17 protein-coding genes and 1 pseudogene are annotated in these 19,617 nt (G+C 48.7%); 10 read left to right on the top strand and 8 right to left on the bottom strand.

Going from position 1 to position 19,617, the window contains the following annotated elements; genetic code table 11:
* The first annotated feature begins 36 nt into the window (after positions 1-36).
* From JCM15548_RS06200 to JCM15548_RS06185, 4 genes are all read left to right on the top strand, one after another.
* Positions 37-1,254: a DcaP family trimeric outer membrane transporter gene (locus JCM15548_RS06200; protein ID WP_062123470.1), complete on the top strand. Its 1,218-nt coding sequence runs from the start codon at positions 37-39 to the stop codon at positions 1,252-1,254.
* Between the two features lie 57 nt (positions 1,255-1,311).
* A complete protein-coding gene (locus JCM15548_RS06195; RefSeq protein ID WP_062123467.1) occupies positions 1,312-1,776 on the top strand; it encodes a DUF4268 domain-containing protein in 465 nt (154 codons plus the stop codon).
* A 5-nt stretch (positions 1,777-1,781) separates the two neighbouring features.
* The gene (locus JCM15548_RS06190; RefSeq protein ID WP_062123464.1) at positions 1,782-2,804 is read left to right on the top strand and encodes an agmatine deiminase family protein; all 1,023 of its coding nucleotides are present in this window, start codon (positions 1,782-1,784) and stop codon (positions 2,802-2,804) included.
* 87 nt (positions 2,805-2,891) lie between these two features.
* Complete coding sequence (locus JCM15548_RS06185) at positions 2,892-3,776, top strand: carbon-nitrogen hydrolase (RefSeq protein ID WP_062123461.1); 885 nt, start codon at positions 2,892-2,894, stop codon at positions 3,774-3,776.
* A gap of 13 nt (positions 3,777-3,789) precedes the next feature.
* Here JCM15548_RS06185 and JCM15548_RS06180 read toward each other — a convergent pair whose 3' ends face one another.
* Together JCM15548_RS06180 and JCM15548_RS06175 are read right to left on the bottom strand one after the other, a co-directional pair.
* Positions 3,790-4,449 carry a DUF6048 family protein gene (locus tag JCM15548_RS06180; protein WP_062123458.1) on the bottom strand — a complete coding sequence of 220 codons (660 nt, stop codon included), beginning with the start codon at positions 4,447-4,449 and terminating at the stop codon, positions 3,790-3,792.
* Positions 4,427-4,900, bottom strand: a complete 474-nt coding sequence (locus JCM15548_RS06175; RefSeq protein WP_157482463.1) for a DUF6452 family protein — start codon at positions 4,898-4,900, stop codon at positions 4,427-4,429. The genes JCM15548_RS06180 and JCM15548_RS06175 overlap by 23 nt, the downstream gene beginning before the upstream one ends.
* Positions 4,901-5,189: 289 nt before the next feature.
* On the opposite strand from JCM15548_RS06175, the gene JCM15548_RS23210 reads away from it, so the two are divergent.
* From JCM15548_RS23210 to JCM15548_RS06160, 5 genes and pseudogenes are all read left to right on the top strand, one after another.
* Entirely contained in the window at positions 5,190-5,837 is a 648-nt protein-coding gene (locus JCM15548_RS23210) for a M16 family metallopeptidase (RefSeq protein ID WP_227625529.1), read from the top strand.
* A pseudogene (locus JCM15548_RS26190) lies at positions 5,765-6,516 on the top strand (M16 family metallopeptidase). Before JCM15548_RS23210 ends, JCM15548_RS26190 begins: the two are co-directional and overlap by 73 nt.
* A 96-nt stretch (positions 6,517-6,612) precedes the next feature.
* Positions 6,613-7,662: a M16 family metallopeptidase gene (locus JCM15548_RS23200; protein WP_227625528.1), complete on the top strand. Its 1,050-nt coding sequence runs from the start codon at positions 6,613-6,615 to the stop codon at positions 7,660-7,662.
* A 17-nt stretch (positions 7,663-7,679) separates the two neighbouring features.
* Positions 7,680-8,669 carry an insulinase family protein gene (locus JCM15548_RS23195; RefSeq protein WP_227625527.1) on the top strand — a complete coding sequence of 330 codons (990 nt, stop codon included), beginning with the start codon at positions 7,680-7,682 and terminating at the stop codon, positions 8,667-8,669.
* 275 nt (positions 8,670-8,944) lie between these two features.
* Positions 8,945-9,958 (top strand): methyl-accepting chemotaxis protein, encoded by a 1,014-nt coding sequence (locus JCM15548_RS06160; RefSeq protein WP_062123452.1) that lies wholly within the window; start codon positions 8,945-8,947, stop codon positions 9,956-9,958.
* Positions 9,959-10,053: 95 nt separating this feature from the next.
* Here the strand turns inward: JCM15548_RS06160 and tyrS are convergent, their stop codons facing one another.
* Together tyrS and JCM15548_RS06150 are read right to left on the bottom strand one after the other, a co-directional pair.
* Positions 10,054-11,346: a tyrosine--tRNA ligase gene (gene tyrS, locus JCM15548_RS06155; protein ID WP_062123449.1), complete on the bottom strand. Its 1,293-nt coding sequence runs from the start codon at positions 11,344-11,346 to the stop codon at positions 10,054-10,056.
* 80 nt (positions 11,347-11,426) lie between these two features.
* On the bottom strand, positions 11,427-11,972 hold the full coding sequence (locus JCM15548_RS06150) for a CvpA family protein (RefSeq protein ID WP_162198182.1): 546 nt from the start codon (positions 11,970-11,972) through the stop codon (positions 11,427-11,429).
* A gap of 180 nt (positions 11,973-12,152) precedes the next feature.
* Between JCM15548_RS06150 and JCM15548_RS06145 the strand changes: the two genes are divergently transcribed.
* Positions 12,153-13,307 (top strand): DUF418 domain-containing protein, encoded by a 1,155-nt coding sequence (locus JCM15548_RS06145; RefSeq protein WP_062123441.1) that lies wholly within the window; start codon positions 12,153-12,155, stop codon positions 13,305-13,307.
* A 74-nt stretch (positions 13,308-13,381) separates the two neighbouring features.
* On the opposite strand, the gene xyl3A is transcribed toward JCM15548_RS06145, so the two are convergent.
* The 4 genes from xyl3A to JCM15548_RS06125 all read right to left on the bottom strand — a co-directional run bounded on the left by xyl3A (position 13,382) and on the right by JCM15548_RS06125 (position 19,540).
* Positions 13,382-15,988 (bottom strand): xylan 1,4-beta-xylosidase, encoded by a 2,607-nt coding sequence (gene xyl3A / locus JCM15548_RS06140; RefSeq protein WP_062123438.1) that lies wholly within the window; start codon positions 15,986-15,988, stop codon positions 13,382-13,384.
* A 167-nt stretch (positions 15,989-16,155) separates the two neighbouring features.
* Positions 16,156-17,097, bottom strand: coding sequence for a metallophosphoesterase family protein (locus JCM15548_RS06135; protein WP_227625526.1), 942 nt, complete (start codon positions 17,095-17,097; stop codon positions 16,156-16,158).
* Positions 17,098-17,145: 48 nt separating this feature from the next.
* Complete coding sequence (locus JCM15548_RS06130) at positions 17,146-18,897, bottom strand: RNA-dependent RNA polymerase family protein (RefSeq protein WP_062123435.1); 1,752 nt, start codon at positions 18,895-18,897, stop codon at positions 17,146-17,148.
* Positions 18,898-18,907: 10 nt separating this feature from the next.
* Complete coding sequence (locus JCM15548_RS06125) at positions 18,908-19,540, bottom strand: inorganic diphosphatase (protein WP_062123432.1); 633 nt, start codon at positions 19,538-19,540, stop codon at positions 18,908-18,910.
* Between the last annotated feature and the right edge of the window lie 77 nt (positions 19,541-19,617).

The following is a 19,617-nucleotide window of genomic DNA, read 5'->3' as shown; positions in this document are numbered from 1 at the left end:
GGCAATATCCAACTAAAACTAAACCACAAAAACCTCATGCGACGTTCTTTTTTATTATTCATCAGCTTGATTTTGAGCCTTTCTGCCTACGGTCAGGACGAAAAGCCCTTTGAGATCTCCCTGCACGGCTTCATTGCCGTTGATGCCTCTTACAACACCCGGGCCAGTCGCCAGGCACGAAACGAACACATTTATCTATATCCATTGCCGGAACGGACAGATGCCCTAACCGGAAAAGACCTCAACGACCGGGGCAGGTATGACATGGATGCCGCCCACTCCCGTTTTGGCCTGCATATTAAAGGCCCCACCATTCAGGGCGTATCCGTTTTTGGTTTGCTGGAGGCCGATTTTTTAGGCGACGACCGCGTGGCCGATTCCGATTTCAGAATGCGGCACGCCTACATAAAATTGGGGTACAAAGACTTCAGCTTCGTGGCGGGACAAACCTGGCATCCCTTTTTTATTCCTGAAAATTTTCCCCAGACCGTCAACACCTGTGTCGGGGTGCCCATGCACCCCCTGAGTCGAAATCCCCAACTCCGTTTTAACTGGCATGTGCAGAACAACCTCGAACTCTCGGCCACCTTTCTGGAACAGAACAACTTCCGGACAGCAGGCTTCCCTACCGGCAGTGAAGATGCCGGCCTTCCCGAAGTCGTTCTGCAAGCAAAAATAGGTGGAACGGGTCCCGCCTGGGCCTCCCTGTCGGCCGGCTACAAACGCCTCGCCATTCCCGAAGCACACGACCCCCAGAAAGTCCACCCCGAAGTCGCCAGCTTTCACTACCAGGCCAGCTTCCGTTACCAACTCCCCGGCTTGACCTACCGCATGGGCGCCTTATACGGACAAAATAATTCAGAACTGGTAATTCCCGGTGGCGTTGGCCGCGTGGTTAACACATCCGATACCCATCCGGAATACCAACCTTTGGCATCGGCCACCCTTTGGATAGATCTCAACAGCACGAATAAAACCTGGGATCCGGGAATTTTTGCCGGATATATGACGGCCATGGGCGCCTCTGAAGAAGTGACGGTTATTCCGGAACTATCCATGAACCCCGATGTGACAGACGTAATTGCCATTGCCCCCCGCTTAAAATACCACCTGGGCACGCATACCTGGATAGGAGCTGAGTACATGTGGACACAGGCCGGATGGGGACAATCCTTTGACAATTTTGGGGCACCGTCTGATGTTGAAAACTATACCAACCATCGTTTGTTGTTATCTGTGAGATATCATTTCTAACCGACGAAAAAAGTGTCCGTCATGCCTACAGTTTTGGCCGTAAAATAATCTATTCATATGCTAAACAAAGAAGAATCGAAACAGGCCAGATTGGAATTTTGGCAGCGCCTGACCAGCAAAACCCGGCGCTTGCCGGGTCAGAAGGGACGCAAAAGATTCTGGATTTTTGAAAACACCGGCATTAAGGGACTGGATTTGCGTTTTGATGTGGACCGCGAAAAAGCGCGCGTGGCCCTCGAAATTAACAGCAACAATGAGGATCGCCGATTGATGCTTTTCGAAAAGCTCGAAGCCGCCAAATCGGTCTTCGAGGCCGCCTTTGGTGAGCCCCTTATCTGGGATTTTGCCTACGAAAAACCCACCGGGGAAAGCGTTTGTCGCGTTTATGTAGAAACCCCCGGGGACATTCTCAATGAAAGCCTTTGGCCCGACATGCTGTTTTTTCTGATCGATCGAATGATAAAAATGGAAGCGGCCTTTTTGGAAGTGAAAGATTATATGCAAGCCAACATTAACGAATAAACCCCATGTCACAAAGAGTTTTTCCCGCTGAGTGGGCACCACAAAGTTCGGTTTTGCTGGCCTGGCCACACCCCGAGACAGATTGGGCGCACATGCTTCACGAAGTGCAGGCCTGTTTTCAGGAGATTGTCACGACCATTGCCCGTTTTGAGGAAGTGATTCTTTTGGTACCGGACGAAGTCACTGCTGAAGAATTAAGGCCCAGATTCCCTGCCCGGGTTAAGTTACCCGTTATAGCAACCAACGATACCTGGGCACGTGATTTTGGCCCCATCAGCATTAAAGAAAATGGCCACTGGTCGGTACTCGACTTTCAATTCAACGGATGGGGCCTCAAGTTCCCCGCCCATAAAGACAACATGGTCACCCGCCTGCTGCTTGGGGCAGGCCTGCTGGCGCCGGACATACAATACCAAAACCACCTCAATTTCACGCTTGAAGGGGGCGCCCTTGAGAGCGATGGTGCAGGTACCCTGCTCACTACTGCTGAATGTCTGCTATCGACCAACCGCAACGAACAGTGGGGACAGGCGCAAATTGAGACCTACCTAAAGGAAACGCTGGGTATTGAACGGGTACTGTGGCTGACCAAGGGCTTCCTGACCGGAGATGATACCGACAGTCACATCGACACACTGGCCCGCTTCTGCAGTAAAGAAACCATTGCCTATGTACAGTGTACCGACCCGGGGGATGAGCACTATGAGGCGCTCCAGGCCATGGAAGCCGAACTCAAACAATTTGTCACTGCAGACGGACTTCCCTACACCCTGGTACCTTTACCCATGGCCGATGAAGTGATCTTCGACTGGGAACGCCTGCCGGCCACCTACGCCAATTTCCTGATCATCAACGGTGCCGTATTGGTCCCTACCTATGAAAGCCCCAAAGACGGGCTGGCCTTAACCCAAATGAAAAAGGCCTTTCCCCAACACGAGATAATTGGCATCAACTGTCGGCCCCTCATCAAACAGCACGGCTCGCTGCATTGTGTGACCATGCAACTGCCCAAAGGGGTGACCAACTAAGTAACAATAACTTATTTTTACCATATGACCACTTAACCTACTGCTGATTGGCTATATTTGTGATGGCAGTAAAAAGGCATTTCAACCATGAAAAACATTCGCACAGCACTCATACAGCAAAGCAATGGCGCTGACATCAGCGCCAATATCCAGAAACTGGAGAACAATATCCGTCAGGCGGCCCAACAGGGCGCCCAACTGATCGTCCTCCAGGAATTGCACAACAGCGTTTATTTTTGTCAGACCGAAGACACCAACCTGTTCGATCTGGCCGAGACCATTCCCGGTCCCTCAACCGACCGTTTTGGAGCGCTGGCCAAAGCGCTGCGTGTGGTCATCGTAACTTCCCTCTTTGAAAAGCGGGCACCCGGCCTCTACCACAATACAGCTGTCGTCTTTGAAAAGGATGGCGCCATGGCCGGACAATACCGCAAAATGCACATCCCGGATGACCCGGCCTATTACGAGAAATTCTATTTCACGCCCGGCGATACGGGCTTTGAGCCCATAAGCACATCGCTTGGAAAACTGGGCGTGCTCGTGTGCTGGGACCAATGGTACCCCGAAGCAGCACGCCTTATGGCACTCCGCGGTGCCGACCTGCTCATTTACCCCACAGCTATTGGCTGGGAGAGTACCGACAGTGACGAAGAAAAAGCACGGCAAAAAGACGCCTGGGTCATCAGTCAACGCGCCCATGCTGTGGCCAACGGACTGCCAGTAGTATCTGTGAATCGTGTGGGACATGAACCCGACCCCTCCGGCATCACCAATGGCATCCAATTTTGGGGCAACAGCTTTGTGGCAGGGCCTCAGGGGGAATTTCTTGAGCAGGCCGGTAACAGTGATGAGGCTCTTTTATTGGTAGATATCGACCTCCAAAGGTCCGAGTCCGTCCGGCGCATCTGGCCCTTTTTGCGCGACCGGCGCATCGATGCCTATGACAACATCGTCCGGCGCTACATCGATTAAGACGTCTTTGAAACTATCGGGTCCAGGGAATCATGTATTCCAGAACGTAAGAAAACCCGGCATTCAAGCGGCTGTCTCCATTCCCAAAGCCCGGAACAATGTAGGGTTCCATCAAACTGGCGTTATTACTGGCCACCGACACCCGGATATGCAAGTTCCAGCTCATGTAGAAGTTCTTAAACAGTTCGGCGCGGGGACCGCCCGACAATTCAATCCAGTGGGTATTAATGGTATTGGAACCCATTCTGCCGGTGTAGTCCTCCCAATAGCCATTCTCCACCAAAAAATAGGATGATCCCTGCTCCTGCAAGGCAAATCCATACTGCAAACCCACCAGCAGATTGTCCTTACTCCCCTCCTCTTTTTTGGGCAGCACATCCATCTCCGCCCCTACACGTATAAAAGTACCATTGGAATCGTAATGATAAGCCGTCTTTTCAAAATTGACATTTTCAAAGCCGGCTTCGCCAATGAAAAACAAATCTTCCTTTAAATTGATGCGCGTTAAAAAGGAGATGCCTGTGCGGTCGGTGTCGAACAACTTATTTATGGGACCGGCCAAATTCACCCCCAGTGTAAACCCGCGGGGAACTTCAACTACCTCCTGCACCACTTGGGACCGGACAGAAAGACTCAAAAAAAACAGGACACTAATAAATATATATCTTAACATTTTCAAAGTTTTCGCTATAGTTAACCTCTTTAACGTCAATGGCCACCGAATCTACAAAAACCCGCGTAAACCAAACACTGTCAATGGTGAAATTAAAAGTAAATCCGCATTCCCTCGAAATATAGGCCATCTCTTTGGAATGACTGAACCAAAGCGTATCCCTTAAACTATTGTTATCAATCACAAAAATGGTGGTATCTTGATCAAAGGACAGGGGCAAAAACATGGTTTGAAAGGTTTCTGTGGCATAAATGGAGTCTCTTTGGGGATGAACGCCAAAAACAGAACTGTTCTGAAGCATGGTATCCTTGTCCACACTTGAGCGGCCACTGTAAAACCCGGTTTGCACCGCATGCTGATTGGACAGGCAAATCTGGTCCTGGGTACACGATGCCGGCAACAACCACAGTAGGGCCACGACTATATAAAGAAATATTTTAAAGCACTTCATATTATTTGGTCTATGACACAAAAGTAAAAATAATTCAGAGATGGGACCCTGTTATTCGCTGCAAAAGAAATACCAGCATGAATCTGTTCGATAATGGACACACCCCTGTCCCATAACGGACACTTTCATCCCTGCCGGATTAAAAAAAAAGAGTGGACAACCACATAAGCATCAAACCATTTTGACTTTTGGTTCAAATTTTGATAAATTGTCGCTGTTTATTCTGTTTTCATTACAAATTCACCCGATGAGTATCAATAACCCTATTCTATTATTAATCTAAAAAATTATGACGCATTTGAAAAAGATCCTGATTGCATCACTGATTGGCTTGGTGACAACCGTGCCATTATCTGCCGGTTCAGGCGAAATTAACTTTTCAGAGTTTACACTTGATAACGGCTTACATGTTATTCTGCATGAAGACAACTCTACGCCCATCGTAACTGTGGCGGTCATGTACAATGTGGGTTCCAAGCATGAGCAGCCCAACCGCACCGGTTTTGCCCACTTCTTTGAACACCTGATGTTCGAAGGCACCAAGAACATACCCCGTGGCGAATATGCCAAATTTGTAGAGCGTGCCGGCGGCACCCTCAATGCCAATACATCGGCAGACCGCACCTATTATTACCAAACCCTGCCATCCAACCAGCTCGAACTGGGCTTGTGGCTGGAGTCGGAGCGCATGCTTCATGCCTCCGTTGATTCAACTGGCATAGCCACCCAAAAGCAGGTGGTGATTGAGGAGAAAAAACAGAGCTATGACAACCGGCCTTATGGTACCATCCTTATTGAAACCATGAAAAGAGCCTTCAGCAACATCCCTACCGCTGGACCACCATTGGTGATCCGGAGCACATCATGGCGGCCAAGGATGAGGAGTTTGAGACTTTTTACAAGACCTTTTATGTGCCCAACAATGCCGTATTGGTAGTGGCCGGCGACATCCATAAAGAGCAGGCCCAATCATTGGTCGAAAAGTATTATGCCGATATACCAACCGGAAGTCCGGACATTTACCGTCCCAACATTGTGGAGCCACCTCTGGGCACCGAAGTGAGAGATACCATATTTGACAACATTCAGGTCCCGTTGGTATTACAGGCCTACCGCACCCCTGCTATGAATACCCGTGACTATTTTGCCATTGACATGCTGGCACGCTTTTGTCGGGCGGACAAAGCTCACGTCTCTACCGCGAATTGGTTGATAACAAACAATTGGCGCTGCAAGTGGGTTCCTTTCCCATCCCCTTCAACGAACCAGCCATCAATCTCACTTTTGCCTTCTCTAACATGGGAATTGACCCTCAGGAACTGGAAGCGGCCATGGACACAGAAATTGAGAAGGTCAGAAATGAGCTGATTCCTGAAAAGGAATTTCAAAAACTTAAAAACCAATATGAGAACCAAATCATTGGTGGCAACTATAAAATTGCTGAAAGAGCGCACAATTTGGCCACGGCTTACACCTACTTTGGCGATGCTTCGCTCATCAACAAGGAGCTCGACCATTACATGGCCGTAACCCGCGAAGACATTCAGCGCGTAGCTCAAGAGTACTTTACGGACGACAACAGGGTGGTGCTTTACTATTTACCCAAGCAGAATTAAGACATACCTGAATTTATAACCTAAAAGAGACCGATTAGAACCACTCTTATCTGACCAACAGAAAGAAAGGCGCTAATCTCTTAAAAAAACAATAAAATGAGATCCATATTTTCAATCCTATTGCTAAGCCTGTTTGCCTCAGGCCTAATGGCTCAACTGGACAGAAGCACCCCTCCTGAGGCCGGTCCGGCCCCCCAAATCAACATCGGTGAATACGAGAAATTCACCCTTAAAAACGGGCTCCGGGTATTTGTGGTGGAAGACCACAAGCTTCCCATGGTGGCCTATAATCTTACACTGGACATCGACCCTGTTTTCGAAGGCGAAGCTGCCGGTTACGTCTCTCTGGCCGGTGATTTAATGCGCTCCGGAACCACTAACCGGAACAAGGCGGAAATCGATGAATCCATCGATTTCATAGGCGCCACACTCAACACCCATTCCAAGGGCATTTATGGCCGGTCGCTGAAAAAGCACAACGCCACTTTATTGGAATTGATGTCCGACGTACTGATGAACCCAACCTTCCCCCAAGAAGAGCTGGAGAAAAGCCTCAAGCAGATGGAAACCGGCATTCAGGCGGAAAAAAATGAACCCTCGGCCATTGCCAACAACATTGCTTCGGTTTTGCGGTATGGAAAGGACGATCCTTATGGAGAAGTGGTTTCGGAAGAAAATCTGGCCAATATCACCACCGGTCATTTAAAAACCTATCACCAGACCTATTTCAGACCCAATGCGGCCTACCTGGTCATTGTGGGGGACATCAGTGTGAAGGAGGCCAAAAAACAAGCCAAAAAATATTTTGGCGATTGGGAAAAAGCAGAAGTGCCCGGGCACACATACAGCCAATGGCCCACCTACGAAGCACCCAAAGTCGCCATCGCCAACCGCGACGGCGCCAACCAATCCACCATCATGGTGACGCACACCCTTCCTTTAACACCGGGACATCCCAATGCCATCAAGGCATCTGTTATGAACCAAATTCTGGGAGGTGGCTCTTTCAACACCCGTTTGTTTCAAAACCTCAGAGAAGACAAAGGCTATACCTATGGCGCCTATTCGCGCCTGAGTACCGACAAGCGCATTGGTTACTTCTCGGCTTCGGCGCAGGTCCGGACTTCAGTGACCGACAGTGCCTGAACGAGATTTTGTACGAAATGGAACGTATGCAAACGGAGTTGGTACCTGCCGAGGATTTGGAACTCATTAAAAACATGATGACCGGAAGCTTTTCCCGCTCACTGGAGGATCCGCAGACCATTGCCAACTTTGCGCTGAACATTGAGCGCTATGATTTACCGGCCGACTATTACCGGACCTATCTGGAGAAAGTAGCGGCAGTAACAGCTGAAGATGTCATGGCCATGGCCAAAGAATATCTGAATCCGGAACAAGCCATCATCCTGGCCGTAGGCGAGGCGGATAAAATAGAGGAAGTCATGCGCGGCTTCTCGCCTGCCAGCGAAGTGACCCGTTACGATTATTACGGGCATGAAGTGAGCGGTGCCGTGGCCGTTTCTGACATCACAGCAGAAGAAGTCATCGAGCGCTACCTCAACGCCATTGGCGGACCCGAAGCCATTGAGACCATTCAGGATGTCACCACCACAGCGACAGCAGCCATTCAGGGCATGGAACTCAAAATGGTCACCCGTCAGAAAGCCCCCAACAAGCTGTTGGTAGAGACCATGATGGGCAACAACGTGGTTTCCAAGCAAGTCTTCGATGGTGCAAAAGGAAAAGTAACTTCCCCCATGGGTGAGCAGGAACTGGAAGGTGAAATGCTGGAACAGATGAAAGAAGGTTCGGCCATCATTGCCGAAACCAATTTCCTAAAGGAAGGTTATTCCATCGAATTGCAGGGCGTTGAAACCATCGACAACCGCGAATGCTACAAAATCATTGTTACCCGTCCCTCCGGCAATGAATCGACGGCCTACTATGCAGTGGCCGATGGCCTGAAGTACCGGGAAGTCAGTTCAACCCCCCAGGGCAATATGGTCACCAACATAAAAGACTATAAGGAAGTAGAAGGCTTTATGTTTCCACAAGCCATTAGCCAGTCGGTGGGACCACAAAACTTTGAGGTGACCATCGACAGCATCGAAATCAACACAGGAATGGAAGATGCGGTGTTTGAAAACTAAAGGTTCTTTTTAACCGCGAGATACCATAAAAGTGGGGTGGTCTGGAAAGACCATCCCATTTTTTTGTTTTTCAATGGTACCATTTTTAAAACAGGTAAATGAAGGTCTTGACTGACAATAAGATATGATTTCCCATATCCTTTCTGTCAAATGCATGCCAATTAACAATATGAAACTAAAATCAATTAAATATCTACAAAAACACTATTTTTCACATAATTATATCGCATTTTTTAATATTTTTGGCAAAACAACTTACATATCAACAAAAGTATATGACCATTTTTGCCATTACTGCCTCCCTGTTTTCATTTCTGGCAGGCTATTTACTATCCAGAAAAATTCATCAACCACCTCTAAAGGTGGAGCTTTCGACATCAGACACTGACATTAAACAACCCGACCTTAAAACCGATGAAAGCGCCCACCCCGGCATGTCGACCAAGGAAATGGAAAGACTCTCCATTGTGGCCAAACAGACGGAAAATGCCATCATGATTATGGATGCAGACGGTTACATAGAATGGGTCAATGAGGGCTTTACCCGGATGTACGGATATACTTACGAAGAATTTACGCAAACACTGGGAAGTCATATCAGACAAACGAGTTTTAGTGATGCCATAGAAGAACGCCTCTACAAAGTACAAAAAATGGGACAACCCGTTTTCTATGAAGCGTTAAACATTACCAGGGACGGCAAAAGCATATGGACCCATACCTCCTTAACGCCCATCTTTAACGATGCGGGCGAGCTGACCTATTTGGCAGCTATCGACTCTGACATCAGCCGAAGAAAAGAAAGCAGTGATGTGCTCCTGCAAACCATCGGTCAATTATCCCATAGCATCAATGAACTGTCGAGCAAGCAGCAACACCTCCTCAATGAAACGGCCAACATGATGCAAAGTGTTAAAGATGCCGGAGAGCTATTGGAAGAAACGACCTCCATCACCAGGTTCATCAAAGACATCTCCGACAAAATAAAAATCCTGGGTTTGAACGCCTCTATCGAGTCTGCCAATTTCAACTATTCCGGCATTCAAAACAGAACAGACACCAATGGCTTTAGAGTTATTTCTAATGAAATCATTCAACTCTCAGAAGATTCCAAGAAGCAAACCAACAGAATTTCAAACACCATGCTTCACCTTGAAAACTCCTTCAGCCATTTGAATAAGAACAAAGAATCCTTCAACCATTTCTCAGATGCTTTTTTCACCACACTCAACGATGTGAGAAAGGAGCTAATCCGGGTAGAACGCGTGGCTGAACAGCTCAACACCTAAAATGGATGACGAGCGGGATGAATAAAAAAAGGGACTGGCCGCTATGGCTGTCCCCTTTTGTGGTATTCAAAAAGCCCTTAATTCAACTCCATCAGTCACTGGGCAATAATCAGCGAATAGCTTTTTTTTCCTTTTTGCACCAACAGGTATTTGCCATTGAGCAGGGAAGTGCTGTTCACCACCACTTCGTGACTGGTCACTTTTTCCTTATTAATGCTGACACCTCCACCGGCAATGGTCCGTCGGGCTTCTCCCTTTGAAGGGAACACCCCCGCCAGCTCACTGATCAGGTCAATCACATTGGCACCGGCATCCAAAGCTGAACGGGGCACTTCAAAGACAGGTACCCCGTCAAAGACCGACAACAATGTCTTCTCGTCCATTTTGCGCAACGTTTCGGTAGCACCCTTGCCAAACAGTATCTGTGAGGCCTCCACCGCAAAGTCAAAGGCCTCACGGCCATGCACCATAACCGTCACTTCTTCGGCCAGCCGCTTTTGCAGCAGACGGGCATGCGGTGCAGTGGCGTGTTCAGCCACCAAAGCCTCCACCTCATCCTTAGAAATAAGGGTAAAAATTTTGATGTACTTCTCGGCATCCGCATCGGAAGTATTCAGCCAAAACTGATAGAATTGGTAGGGACTCGTGCGTTCCGGATCCAGCCAGATGTTACCGGTTTCCGTCTTGCCAAACTTCCCACCATCCGCTTTGGTAATCAGGGGACAGGTCAGGGCGAAAGCCTCACCACCGGCCACACGCCGAACCAGTTCAGTACCCGTTGTAATGTTGCCCCATTGATCAGAACCCCCCATTTGCAGCTTACAATTGTGGTTCTGGTACAGGTGCAAAAAGTCGTAGCCCTGTACCAATTGGTAAGTAAACTCCGTGAATGAAAGTCCCTGACTGGATTCACCGCTGATGCGCTTCTTCACCGAGTCCTTCGACATCATATAATTGACCGTGATGTGCTTGCCAATATCCCGGATAAATGAAAGAAAAGTAAACTCCTTCATCCAGTCATAATTGTTCACCATCAAGGCCTTATTCTCCACTTCGCCATAAAAGTCCAAAAACTGACTCAGCTGCTTTTTAATACTCTCCTGATTGTGACGCAAGGTAGGCTCGTCCAGCAGGTTGCGTTCGGCCGATTTCATCGAAGGATCACCAATCATACCCGTAGCACCACCCACCAAAACAATGGGCTGGTGACCGGCTACCTGAAAATGCTTCAACATCATCACACTCACCAGGTGACCAATGTGCAGCGAGTCGGCCGTGGGGTCAATACCCACATAAGCCGAAGCCATGCCCTGCTTCAAAAGCTCCTCGGTTCCGGGCATGATATCGTGGATCATTCCCCGCCATTTTAGTTCCTCAACAAAATTCATGGAAATATTTTTTCTTAATAAATGTTCAATTATTTAGACGCCCGCAAAGATATAAAAAACAAATTTTATCGGTACGCCTTTCAGGTAATTACCGGCGGAGGCACCTTCTCTTCCTCCCAAACCGGAACCAGATGGTCGAAATTGATATGAAAGAGGTTCATGGTAGCGGGCGCAAATCGGTGCAAGGGCTCAAACAACCACGAATCGTGGCGTGTTTGGGGTGAAAAAATCTTTTGGCCCAGGCCAAAAGATTCCAGCAAAAGAATCACGGCACTCAACAGAAAAGCCGCCTTCACCAGACCAAACAAAGCACCGGCCAAACGGTTAATCCATCCCAAGGCAATGGCCTTCATCAGCTTATCAATGGCATGCGCCAAAATATGCACCGCAATCACCACAGCGATGAAGACCATGACAAAGGCCACCACTGAAAGGTGCTTCGATTCCATAAATCCCGACAACCAACGGGCCGTCACTTCAGCAAACATCACGGCACCGATAATCCCCAAGACCAAAGCCGCCAGCGAAGCCAGTTCAATGACAAAGCCATTTTTCAAGCCCTTTAAAAAGAACAGAAGCAAAAATATGCCGGCAATTATATCAAAAAGCAACAGACCCTGAATCATAATCATTATCATCTACTGAAAAAAAACCCTCCACAAATAAGGCTTAAAAGTAAAACTTTATTCCCAAGCAGCCAAGTGACCAGATGGTCCACTCATTCCTGAATTTTCACCAGACAAGGTGCCCTCCCCTATTTTCAGAAAAATTTGTATATTCGACCGAAAAATTTTAAAACCACATCAATGGCTGAGACACAACGTTTGACCGTGGTAGATGCCCTCAGAGGCTTTGCCATCTTATCCATCATGCTGCTGCACAACATCGAACACTTTGACCTGTACCATTTTCCCGACTATCTGCCCCAATGGATGAAGGCCATAGACAGCATTATCTGGGACAGTCTGTTCTTTCTCTTTGGCGGAAAATCCTATGCCATATTCGCCCTGCTGTTTGGTCTTACCTACGCCATCCAATTTTACAACCAACAGCAGCGGGGCCATGATTTTAGCGGCCGCTTTTTGTGGCGGCTTTTGCTCTTGCTGATGTTTGGTATTTTCAACTCCATCTTTTATGAAGGGGACATTCTGGCCATTTATGCCGCAGTGGGCATCCTCCTCGTCCCCTTTAGAAAACTCAGCAACCAAGTGGTGCTCATCGCCGCCATCCTTCTGATGCTTCAGCCACTGGAATGGGGCAAGCTGGTTTATATCCTAACCCAGCCCGAGTACACCGAACCGGCTTCGCGCGCCAACATCTATTTTGCAAAAATTGGTGACTACCTCATGCATGGCAACTTTTGGGAAGCCGCCAAAGGCAACCTCATCAACGGCCGCTCCGCCGCCTTGTATTGGTCGCTCGAAAACGGGCGTTTCTTCCAAACCGGCGCTTTATTCCTGCTCGGATTTTTACTGGGTCGAACCCACAAATTCAGTCCCACCCCCGGGAACAAGCTCTTTTGGCAAAAAGCACTCCTCATGGCCGCCCTTGCCTTCCTACCGCTATACCTGCTTAAAGAAGCCCTGCCAGCCACAGACATTCGTCCGGCCCTTGTAAGTCGCCTGCAATTAATCATCACCTCCTGGTCGAACTTCTCCTTCATGGCAGTGCTCACCGCCGGCTTTGTCCTTTTGTTCGAACAAACCTTTGTCCGAAAGGCCCTCAACCGACTGTCACCTCTGGGGCGCATGAGTCTCACCAACTACGTGATGCAATCCATTGCCGGCTCCTTTATTTACTATGGGTACGGACTGGGGATGTATGCCTACACAGGCGCCACTCTGAGTCTGGCCATCGGCATAGTACTGGCCCTATTGCAAACCCTTTTCAGCTCGTGGTGGTTCAGGACGCACCAAAGAGGTCCACTGGAGCAAATCTGGCACAGATTGACCTGGTTGTAACTTAATTTATGAGCTAAAAAAAGCCTGCCTGATTCATCCGATAGGCAGGCTTTTTAATTCCACAATGCGGACAATTAAGGGGCCACAACAGTCAGCGGCACTGCTTGTAAATCTTCCATTCGGGAAGAACTGCCGACCATCAATCGGTAGTCGCCCCCCAGGGGCGTCATTCGCTGGGCTTCAGCATTCCACCATTCAATGACTTCGGGGGTCAGCTGAAATTTCACATCAACCGTTTCGCCCTGTGCAATAAACACCCGCTTAAATCCGCGCAAGGTCAACAAGGGACCATCTGCATCATCGGGCTTCTGCAAATACAGCTGAACCACCTCTTCGCCGTCAAAGTCGCCCGAATTGGTGACGGACACCGTCAATGTGGCTTCCTCGCTGAGCGAAACGACTTCGCTGCTCAATTCGGGTGTTTCATAATCAAAAGTGGTATAGCTCAGACCATAACCAAAAGGAAAAACTGGCTCCCCCCGGAAATAGCGGTAGGTACGATTGGTCATGTTGTAGTCTTCAAAATCGGGCAACTGGGCCACATTCTTGTAGAAAGTCACCGGTAAACGCCCCGCTGGGTTGTAATCGCCAAACAATACCTCCGCCACGGCCGTTCCCCCTGCTTGTCCCGGATACCACGCCTGCAAAATAGCCTGGCAATACGTCAGCTCCTCCTCAAACCCAATGGCTGAACCGGAGCAATTGACCAATATAATTTCTTTTCCTGCTTCATGCAAGGCCCGCAACATTTCCCTCTGGACAGCCGGCAAAGCAATGTCGGTCCGGTCGCCTCCGCTGAACCCGGGTAAATCCACCCCCATTTCTTCCCCTTCCAAAAAAGGAGAAATACCCGAGACAAAGACCACCACATCGGTATCTGCCACACGTGCCACAGAGGCCGGTATATCCACCTCTGCCATATAGCCTATGTTAAAATTCAGTTCCGCCTCCGACATATAATGGGCAAATTCCAACTCTATTTCATAGGCCTTGCCTTCTTCCACATCCATCTTATATTCCTGCTTACGACCACCGTGGTTCGACCGGTGTTCAAAAACAGGCTCACCATCAATCAGCATGCGGGTTACCCCATTGACATAAAAATGAAAAAACACTTCCCCGCTTCGTTCCGGGTAGTAAGTGCTGGTATAGCGGGCCGAAAAATCAGTCAGGTTAACACCCGGCGCAAAAACCGTAGCACCGCCTGTATGGAAATGGAAAGGCGTATTAACCTGGGTCACCACGTCGGGACTGCCTTCCCGGTCGGGATTGTTCCAGTATTCAGCCCTGAAGCCCTGTCCGGCTTCACTGATGCACTGATCAAAAACACTCGAAAAAATGCGGTCACCCACCCATTCCGTCCCCTGCTCATAAATCACACGGTCATCACTGCCCAAGGTCTGGCGGATGCCCTGCAGGATGGTGGTTGTGCTCGCGGGTGTTCCATTATAATTGCCCCATTGCATCAGCGAATCGTTGGCATTGGGTCCCATAACCGCAACGGTCAATCCGCCCCTTTCCAAGGGAAGTCTGTTATTTTCATTCCGTAGTAAAGTCATCGACTTACGAGCCGCTTCGAGAGCCATGGTGCCATGTTCGGGAGAAGAAACGATGGAATGAGGAATTTTCGACCACTCCACTTTCTCATCCGCATCCATTTCACCCAGCTCAAAGCGTGCTATGAGCACGCGAAGCAGTGATACATCCAACTCCTCTTCAGAGATCAGTCCCCGTTCAACCGCCTCGATCAGGGACGGATAACTGTTCCCACAATTCAAATCGGTACCCGAAAGCACAGCGTCGGCTGAGGCTGTTTCCGCATCCGGATGGGTGGCATGTGCCTCCTTATTGTAGAAATCATTAATGGCCCAGCAATCAGAGACCACTACCCCGTCAAAACCCCATTCATTGCGCAGAATATCCATCATCAGTTGGTCACTGGCACAACAAGGCTCGCCCTCAAAACGGTTATAGGCGCACATCACCATGCGCACATCGCCATCGATCACCAGTTTTTTAAAGGCCGGCAGGTAAGTCTCGTGCAAATCCCGCGGCTTAATGTTATGGGCATCAAAGGAGTGGCGGTTCCACTCGGGCCCCGAATGCACCGCAAAGTGCTTGGCGCAGGCATGCAGTTTGTCATAGCCTTCGCCCCGCTCACCCTGAAGTCCCTGCACTACCGCCGTACCCAGTACCCCATTCATAAAAGGATCTTCACCATAAGCCTCCATGCCCCGTCCCCATCTGGGGTCCCGAAACACATTGATGGTAGGCGTCCACATGGTCAGTCCCTGGTAGCGCCCAAACTCGCCCTGTGATTTAAAGTAATGGTGTTTGGCGCGCGCTTCGTCCGACACCACCGAAAAAATATCCAGCACCATGTCGCGGTCGAAAGACGCCGCCATGCCTACCGGCTGAGGAAATACCGTGGCCCTGCCGGCACGTGCCACCCCGTGAAGCGCTTCGTTCCACCAGTTGTATTCCTGAATGCCCAGTCGCTCAATGGGCGCATTCCGATCCAGCATCAGCGACACCTTCTCTTCCAGAGTTAACTTTGTCAACAAATCCGCAGCCCGTTCTTCCGGCGAATAAGCATTGTCCTTCCAGACTTCCGTGCTGCAGGCACTTCCTGCCAGCAAAAAAACACTTACCAAACAAACACCAATTAGCTTCCGTATCATAGCTTTTCATTATTTAAAATTCAACCCAACAATTTTAAACAATATTTAGCATTAAAAAGTGGAAAAATCGGGTTATTAAGAGGAGGTTTTGGCGATCCAATATTTTTAAATTGAAAAACGGTGTTTTTATAAATCCGACAGAAGGATGTACTTACGATAGGCCTTTTCTAGTCTTGCAAAGGAAGCTCAAAAGAATAGGCGTGCTCATTCCGGACAGTGTCCCCTACCGCATAGGTATCAACAGAAACAGACCCATCCCTGACAATGGTCATCACCCGGAACATGGCTGTGTGATTGGTCTCATCGGGAATTTTGGTGCGCTCCAGTGCAGGAACATGCAGGTAATGCACATGACCCAATTTCTTGGAGTGAATCACACGGTCCATATCCATGTGGAGGTCGCCGGAAACTACCACGGCCAGGTTGGGTTGCGCAATCACTTGTTCTTTAAACAACTGGTTACTTATGCCTTTGTCCGCGTTTTCGGGATAAACCCCTTGCTGGGCGCCGTGCACCACCAGCACAACCGGCTTTGGGGCCAGGCGCTGAAGCTGTTCAAGAATCCACCCCGCACCGCTGTCGTCAAAATCCCGGCCATGGTCGGGCGAAGCAAATACAAATGCCAGCTTATCATGGTTGACCACATAACTCGGGCTTTCAATTTGACTGTTCCACATCTGCGCAAAATACAGATACCGCTCCACGGTACTTCCATGCTCCTCGTTACCCATTATCGGGTAAAAAGGCAAGGTGAGTTTTTGCAACACCTCAGTAGCCGCTTCATACTGGATCTCTGTTCCTTTGTGGGCTATGTCGCCAACACCAATGACAAAGTCCATAGGCAGCGTTTGAGCAAGGGCATTTACATGTTTAACCGCCGCATCCATGTGTGGAAACTCCGCACATGGCTTTGGCTCAGCATCACCTAAGAGTGCGACACGCAGCAAAATGGAGTCCGTTTCATCCGCCATTCCTTCCAGCATGAATTCTGATGTCACTGCAACAGAATCTGTGGCATCAACGGCATTGCTGTTTTTTCCCGGGTTACTTTTACACCCTACCAGTAAGACTGAAAGGATAATGGCTGCAAATTTCAATGTTTGAATCATATTCGTCGATTTTTTTTGGTTTTAATTAATTTTGCGGATTGAACAATCCTATTCGGTTTCCAGGTCAATAGAAATGTACTTATTATAACCAGAACCCCCTTTGCTTCCGGCATCATAAATGAACCCATAAACAGGAAAACCCTTCTGGCGGTCCAGCACACTGCCCCTTACCCAGGAACCATCAATGTTGGGAACAAGCAATTGGGCCTCGGGTATTTGATCGGTATCGCTTATATTAACAAGATAGATATCTCTATCTTCTTCTGAAATGAAAGTAACAATGATCTGATCTTCCCAAACTACCATATCAGCCCCCGCCTGATCAGAATCAACTGCGTTGGTCACCACTGGTCGGTCAGATACCCTGACAGGTTCTGACCATGCCTGGCCCGAAGACCTTTTACTCAAATAAAGATAGCCGTCGGCTTGTCTGAAAACAGCCACAGTAACCTTTTCACCAGGCAAATAAGCCAAGGGAAGAATCGCCATGCCTTCACTTTCTGTGGTCCCCAAATTATGCGCCAACTGTTGGGGCAGGGTGAGTGAATTATCGGTTAATAATTGCCGGCTCCATCCTTTGCCATCGAAACTCTTATATGTAACATCCACCGTGCCATCGGGAAGGCCAACCACGGAAGGATTGGTGAAGCCCATTGGGTAATCATGATTAAGGTATTGAGCCTTGCTCCAATTCCCTTTGGGTTCAAGAATGCTGTATTGCAACTGATCCCCTGCAGCAAACACAGCAACCAGACTACCATCCGGCCGAAGGGTAACATCTGCTACCTGCGTGGGCGGTTCTTCATGGGCCGTGATGAGATGGCTATCCACCATCCACCGGTCTTTGCTCTTTGAATGGTCAGATGTGGCAAAGGCATGATGGTAAACGCCTTCTGATATTTGATGCACGATATGAATGATGCCATCGTCTGACCTGACAGACCCCAGACCTTCCAGATCGCTGATATGTGGTCGGTTTTCGGCATCCACCTCAAACCAGGACTCACCTCCGTCAATGGACTTAACCATCATAAAGAAGTTATCGGTTTCGGTAGGTTCCATGATAAAATACAATTCGCCCTTGCTGCTTTCGTAGGGCCCTATGCGGGCAGGTGTTTCCACAAAAGTGCCGCCAAGATGTCCCTTAGGCACCTCCACCGAAAACTCAGGTGTGGGTCCGGGAAGTGGTCGTCCCAAATGATCCACCAATCGCACCGCGAAACGATCGCCATCTCTCACCAGTTGAGGACCATCTGCCCATCTGCGTACCACCAGGGCAAATTCCCATTCCGCTGAGGCGCCTGTTGCCGGTTCGGGATACCATCCCGGGGTTGTGGGCGCCAGATTGATACCTGCACCCGGGTTGGCCGGTCTTTTAGACACATCAATCAGATTGTCGGCTTCTTCCCCAAAGAAAAATGCGTCACAACTGACCATACTCATAACGGGCGATGCAGCCGAGGGATAAGGAAATTCATGGGCCTCCATGTAGGTCCAGGGGGCATCGTTCCAGCGATATTGAAGACTGTATTGCCGGCGGTAAAAAGAGGCGCCGCTCTCCACTTCGAAGCGAATGCGAAACGGAGCATCCACTGTTTGAACGGGAGCATTGTTGAGCGGCATGGCCCATCCCAGGTCTTCATCCAAATCCATCTCAAAATCAGACCGCACACGAAATGCGGTTACCTGGTCCGTTGAATACACAGAGTCCTTGTCCGCCATTTGAGCAATTATCTGACGGGGCAGAAACGCGCTTCCCGTTAAAAAAATACCAGCTAATATTACATTTATTGATTTCATTGTTTACGTTTTATTCAACATACTCAACATGCGCTGCTTTTAAATAATCAACAGCATCTCTTTCATCATTGACAGAAAGAATTTCCACCCCACCGAACCCTTTGTAATGCAAGAGCCAAAGTTTAATAATATCCATGACACCGGGATAATCCCGGATAAGCATTTCAAGTGAATTTACATCAAAGCCAGGTTCATCCATATTTACAGCCAATAATTTTGAATCGGATTCATCATTATCCAGCATATGGATGATTCCAACTATCCTCACCCTTGCGATCGCTCCACGATTGCTTGCCGGGCCAAAAACAAATACATCCACCGGGTCACCATCCCCACCGGATGTTTTAGGAAGCACAGTCTGAGGTACAAAACCATAATTGGCCGGATAGGGCAGGTAGTTGATTACCCTGAAAGAATCAGGGTTAACCTGCTCCCATTCTATTTGTCCGTTCGCCTGATTGACTTCCCATTTTTGGTTGCTGCCGGCAGGTATTTCAATAACTACATTAACCAATGAATCGGACGTAAATGGAGCAACATCATGCAGAAAGTTGACTGTATTCTTCACCGCATTCTCCTCCCGACTCAAATGGGCACAAGCATTCAGCAAAACTAGCAGTCCTAATGAAAACCAGACTTTCATTCATCTATAATTTAGTTATATAATGGGTCTAATAGGAACCTTCATCTGTGACACTTTAGATTTCAATCAAAAAGCAT

The organism is Geofilum rubicundum JCM 15548, assembly GCF_000974365.1.
GTDB classification, from domain to species: domain Bacteria; phylum Bacteroidota; class Bacteroidia; order Bacteroidales; family Marinilabiliaceae; genus Geofilum; species Geofilum rubicundum.
The sequence above is the reverse complement of the archived record's forward strand: the minus strand, read 5'-3'. Positions and strand labels throughout refer to the sequence as shown.

Bases quoted from the DNA above. Each gene is read 5' to 3' on its own strand.
- JCM15548_RS06200 (WP_062123470.1), top strand. From the start codon at position 37: ATGCGACGTTCTTTTTTATTATTCATCAGCTTGATTTTGAGCCTTTCT.
- JCM15548_RS06195 (WP_062123467.1), top strand. From the start codon at position 1,312: ATGCTAAACAAAGAAGAATCGAAACAGGCCAGATTGGAATTTTGGCAG.
- JCM15548_RS06190 (WP_062123464.1), top strand. From the start codon at position 1,782: ATGTCACAAAGAGTTTTTCCCGCTGAGTGGGCACCACAAAGTTCGGTT.
- JCM15548_RS06185 (WP_062123461.1), top strand. From the start codon at position 2,892: ATGAAAAACATTCGCACAGCACTCATACAGCAAAGCAATGGCGCTGAC.
- JCM15548_RS06180 (WP_062123458.1), bottom strand. From the start codon at position 4,449: ATGTTAAGATATATATTTATTAGTGTCCTGTTTTTTTTGAGTCTTTCT.
- JCM15548_RS06175 (WP_157482463.1), bottom strand. From the start codon at position 4,900: ATGAAGTGCTTTAAAATATTTCTTTATATAGTCGTGGCCCTACTGTGG.
- JCM15548_RS23210 (WP_227625529.1), top strand. From the start codon at position 5,190: ATGACGCATTTGAAAAAGATCCTGATTGCATCACTGATTGGCTTGGTG.
- JCM15548_RS23200 (WP_227625528.1), top strand. From the start codon at position 6,613: ATGAGATCCATATTTTCAATCCTATTGCTAAGCCTGTTTGCCTCAGGC.
- JCM15548_RS23195 (WP_227625527.1), top strand. From the start codon at position 7,680: ATGGAACGTATGCAAACGGAGTTGGTACCTGCCGAGGATTTGGAACTC.
- JCM15548_RS06160 (WP_062123452.1), top strand. From the start codon at position 8,945: ATGACCATTTTTGCCATTACTGCCTCCCTGTTTTCATTTCTGGCAGGC.
- tyrS (WP_062123449.1), bottom strand. From the start codon at position 11,346: ATGAATTTTGTTGAGGAACTAAAATGGCGGGGAATGATCCACGATATC.
- JCM15548_RS06150 (WP_162198182.1), bottom strand. From the start codon at position 11,972: ATGATTCAGGGTCTGTTGCTTTTTGATATAATTGCCGGCATATTTTTG.
- JCM15548_RS06145 (WP_062123441.1), top strand. From the start codon at position 12,153: ATGGCTGAGACACAACGTTTGACCGTGGTAGATGCCCTCAGAGGCTTT.
- xyl3A (WP_062123438.1), bottom strand. From the start codon at position 15,988: ATGATACGGAAGCTAATTGGTGTTTGTTTGGTAAGTGTTTTTTTGCTG.
- JCM15548_RS06135 (WP_227625526.1), bottom strand. From the start codon at position 17,097: ATGATTCAAACATTGAAATTTGCAGCCATTATCCTTTCAGTCTTACTG.
- JCM15548_RS06130 (WP_062123435.1), bottom strand. From the start codon at position 18,897: ATGAAATCAATAAATGTAATATTAGCTGGTATTTTTTTAACGGGAAGC.
- JCM15548_RS06125 (WP_062123432.1), bottom strand. From the start codon at position 19,540: ATGAAAGTCTGGTTTTCATTAGGACTGCTAGTTTTGCTGAATGCTTGT.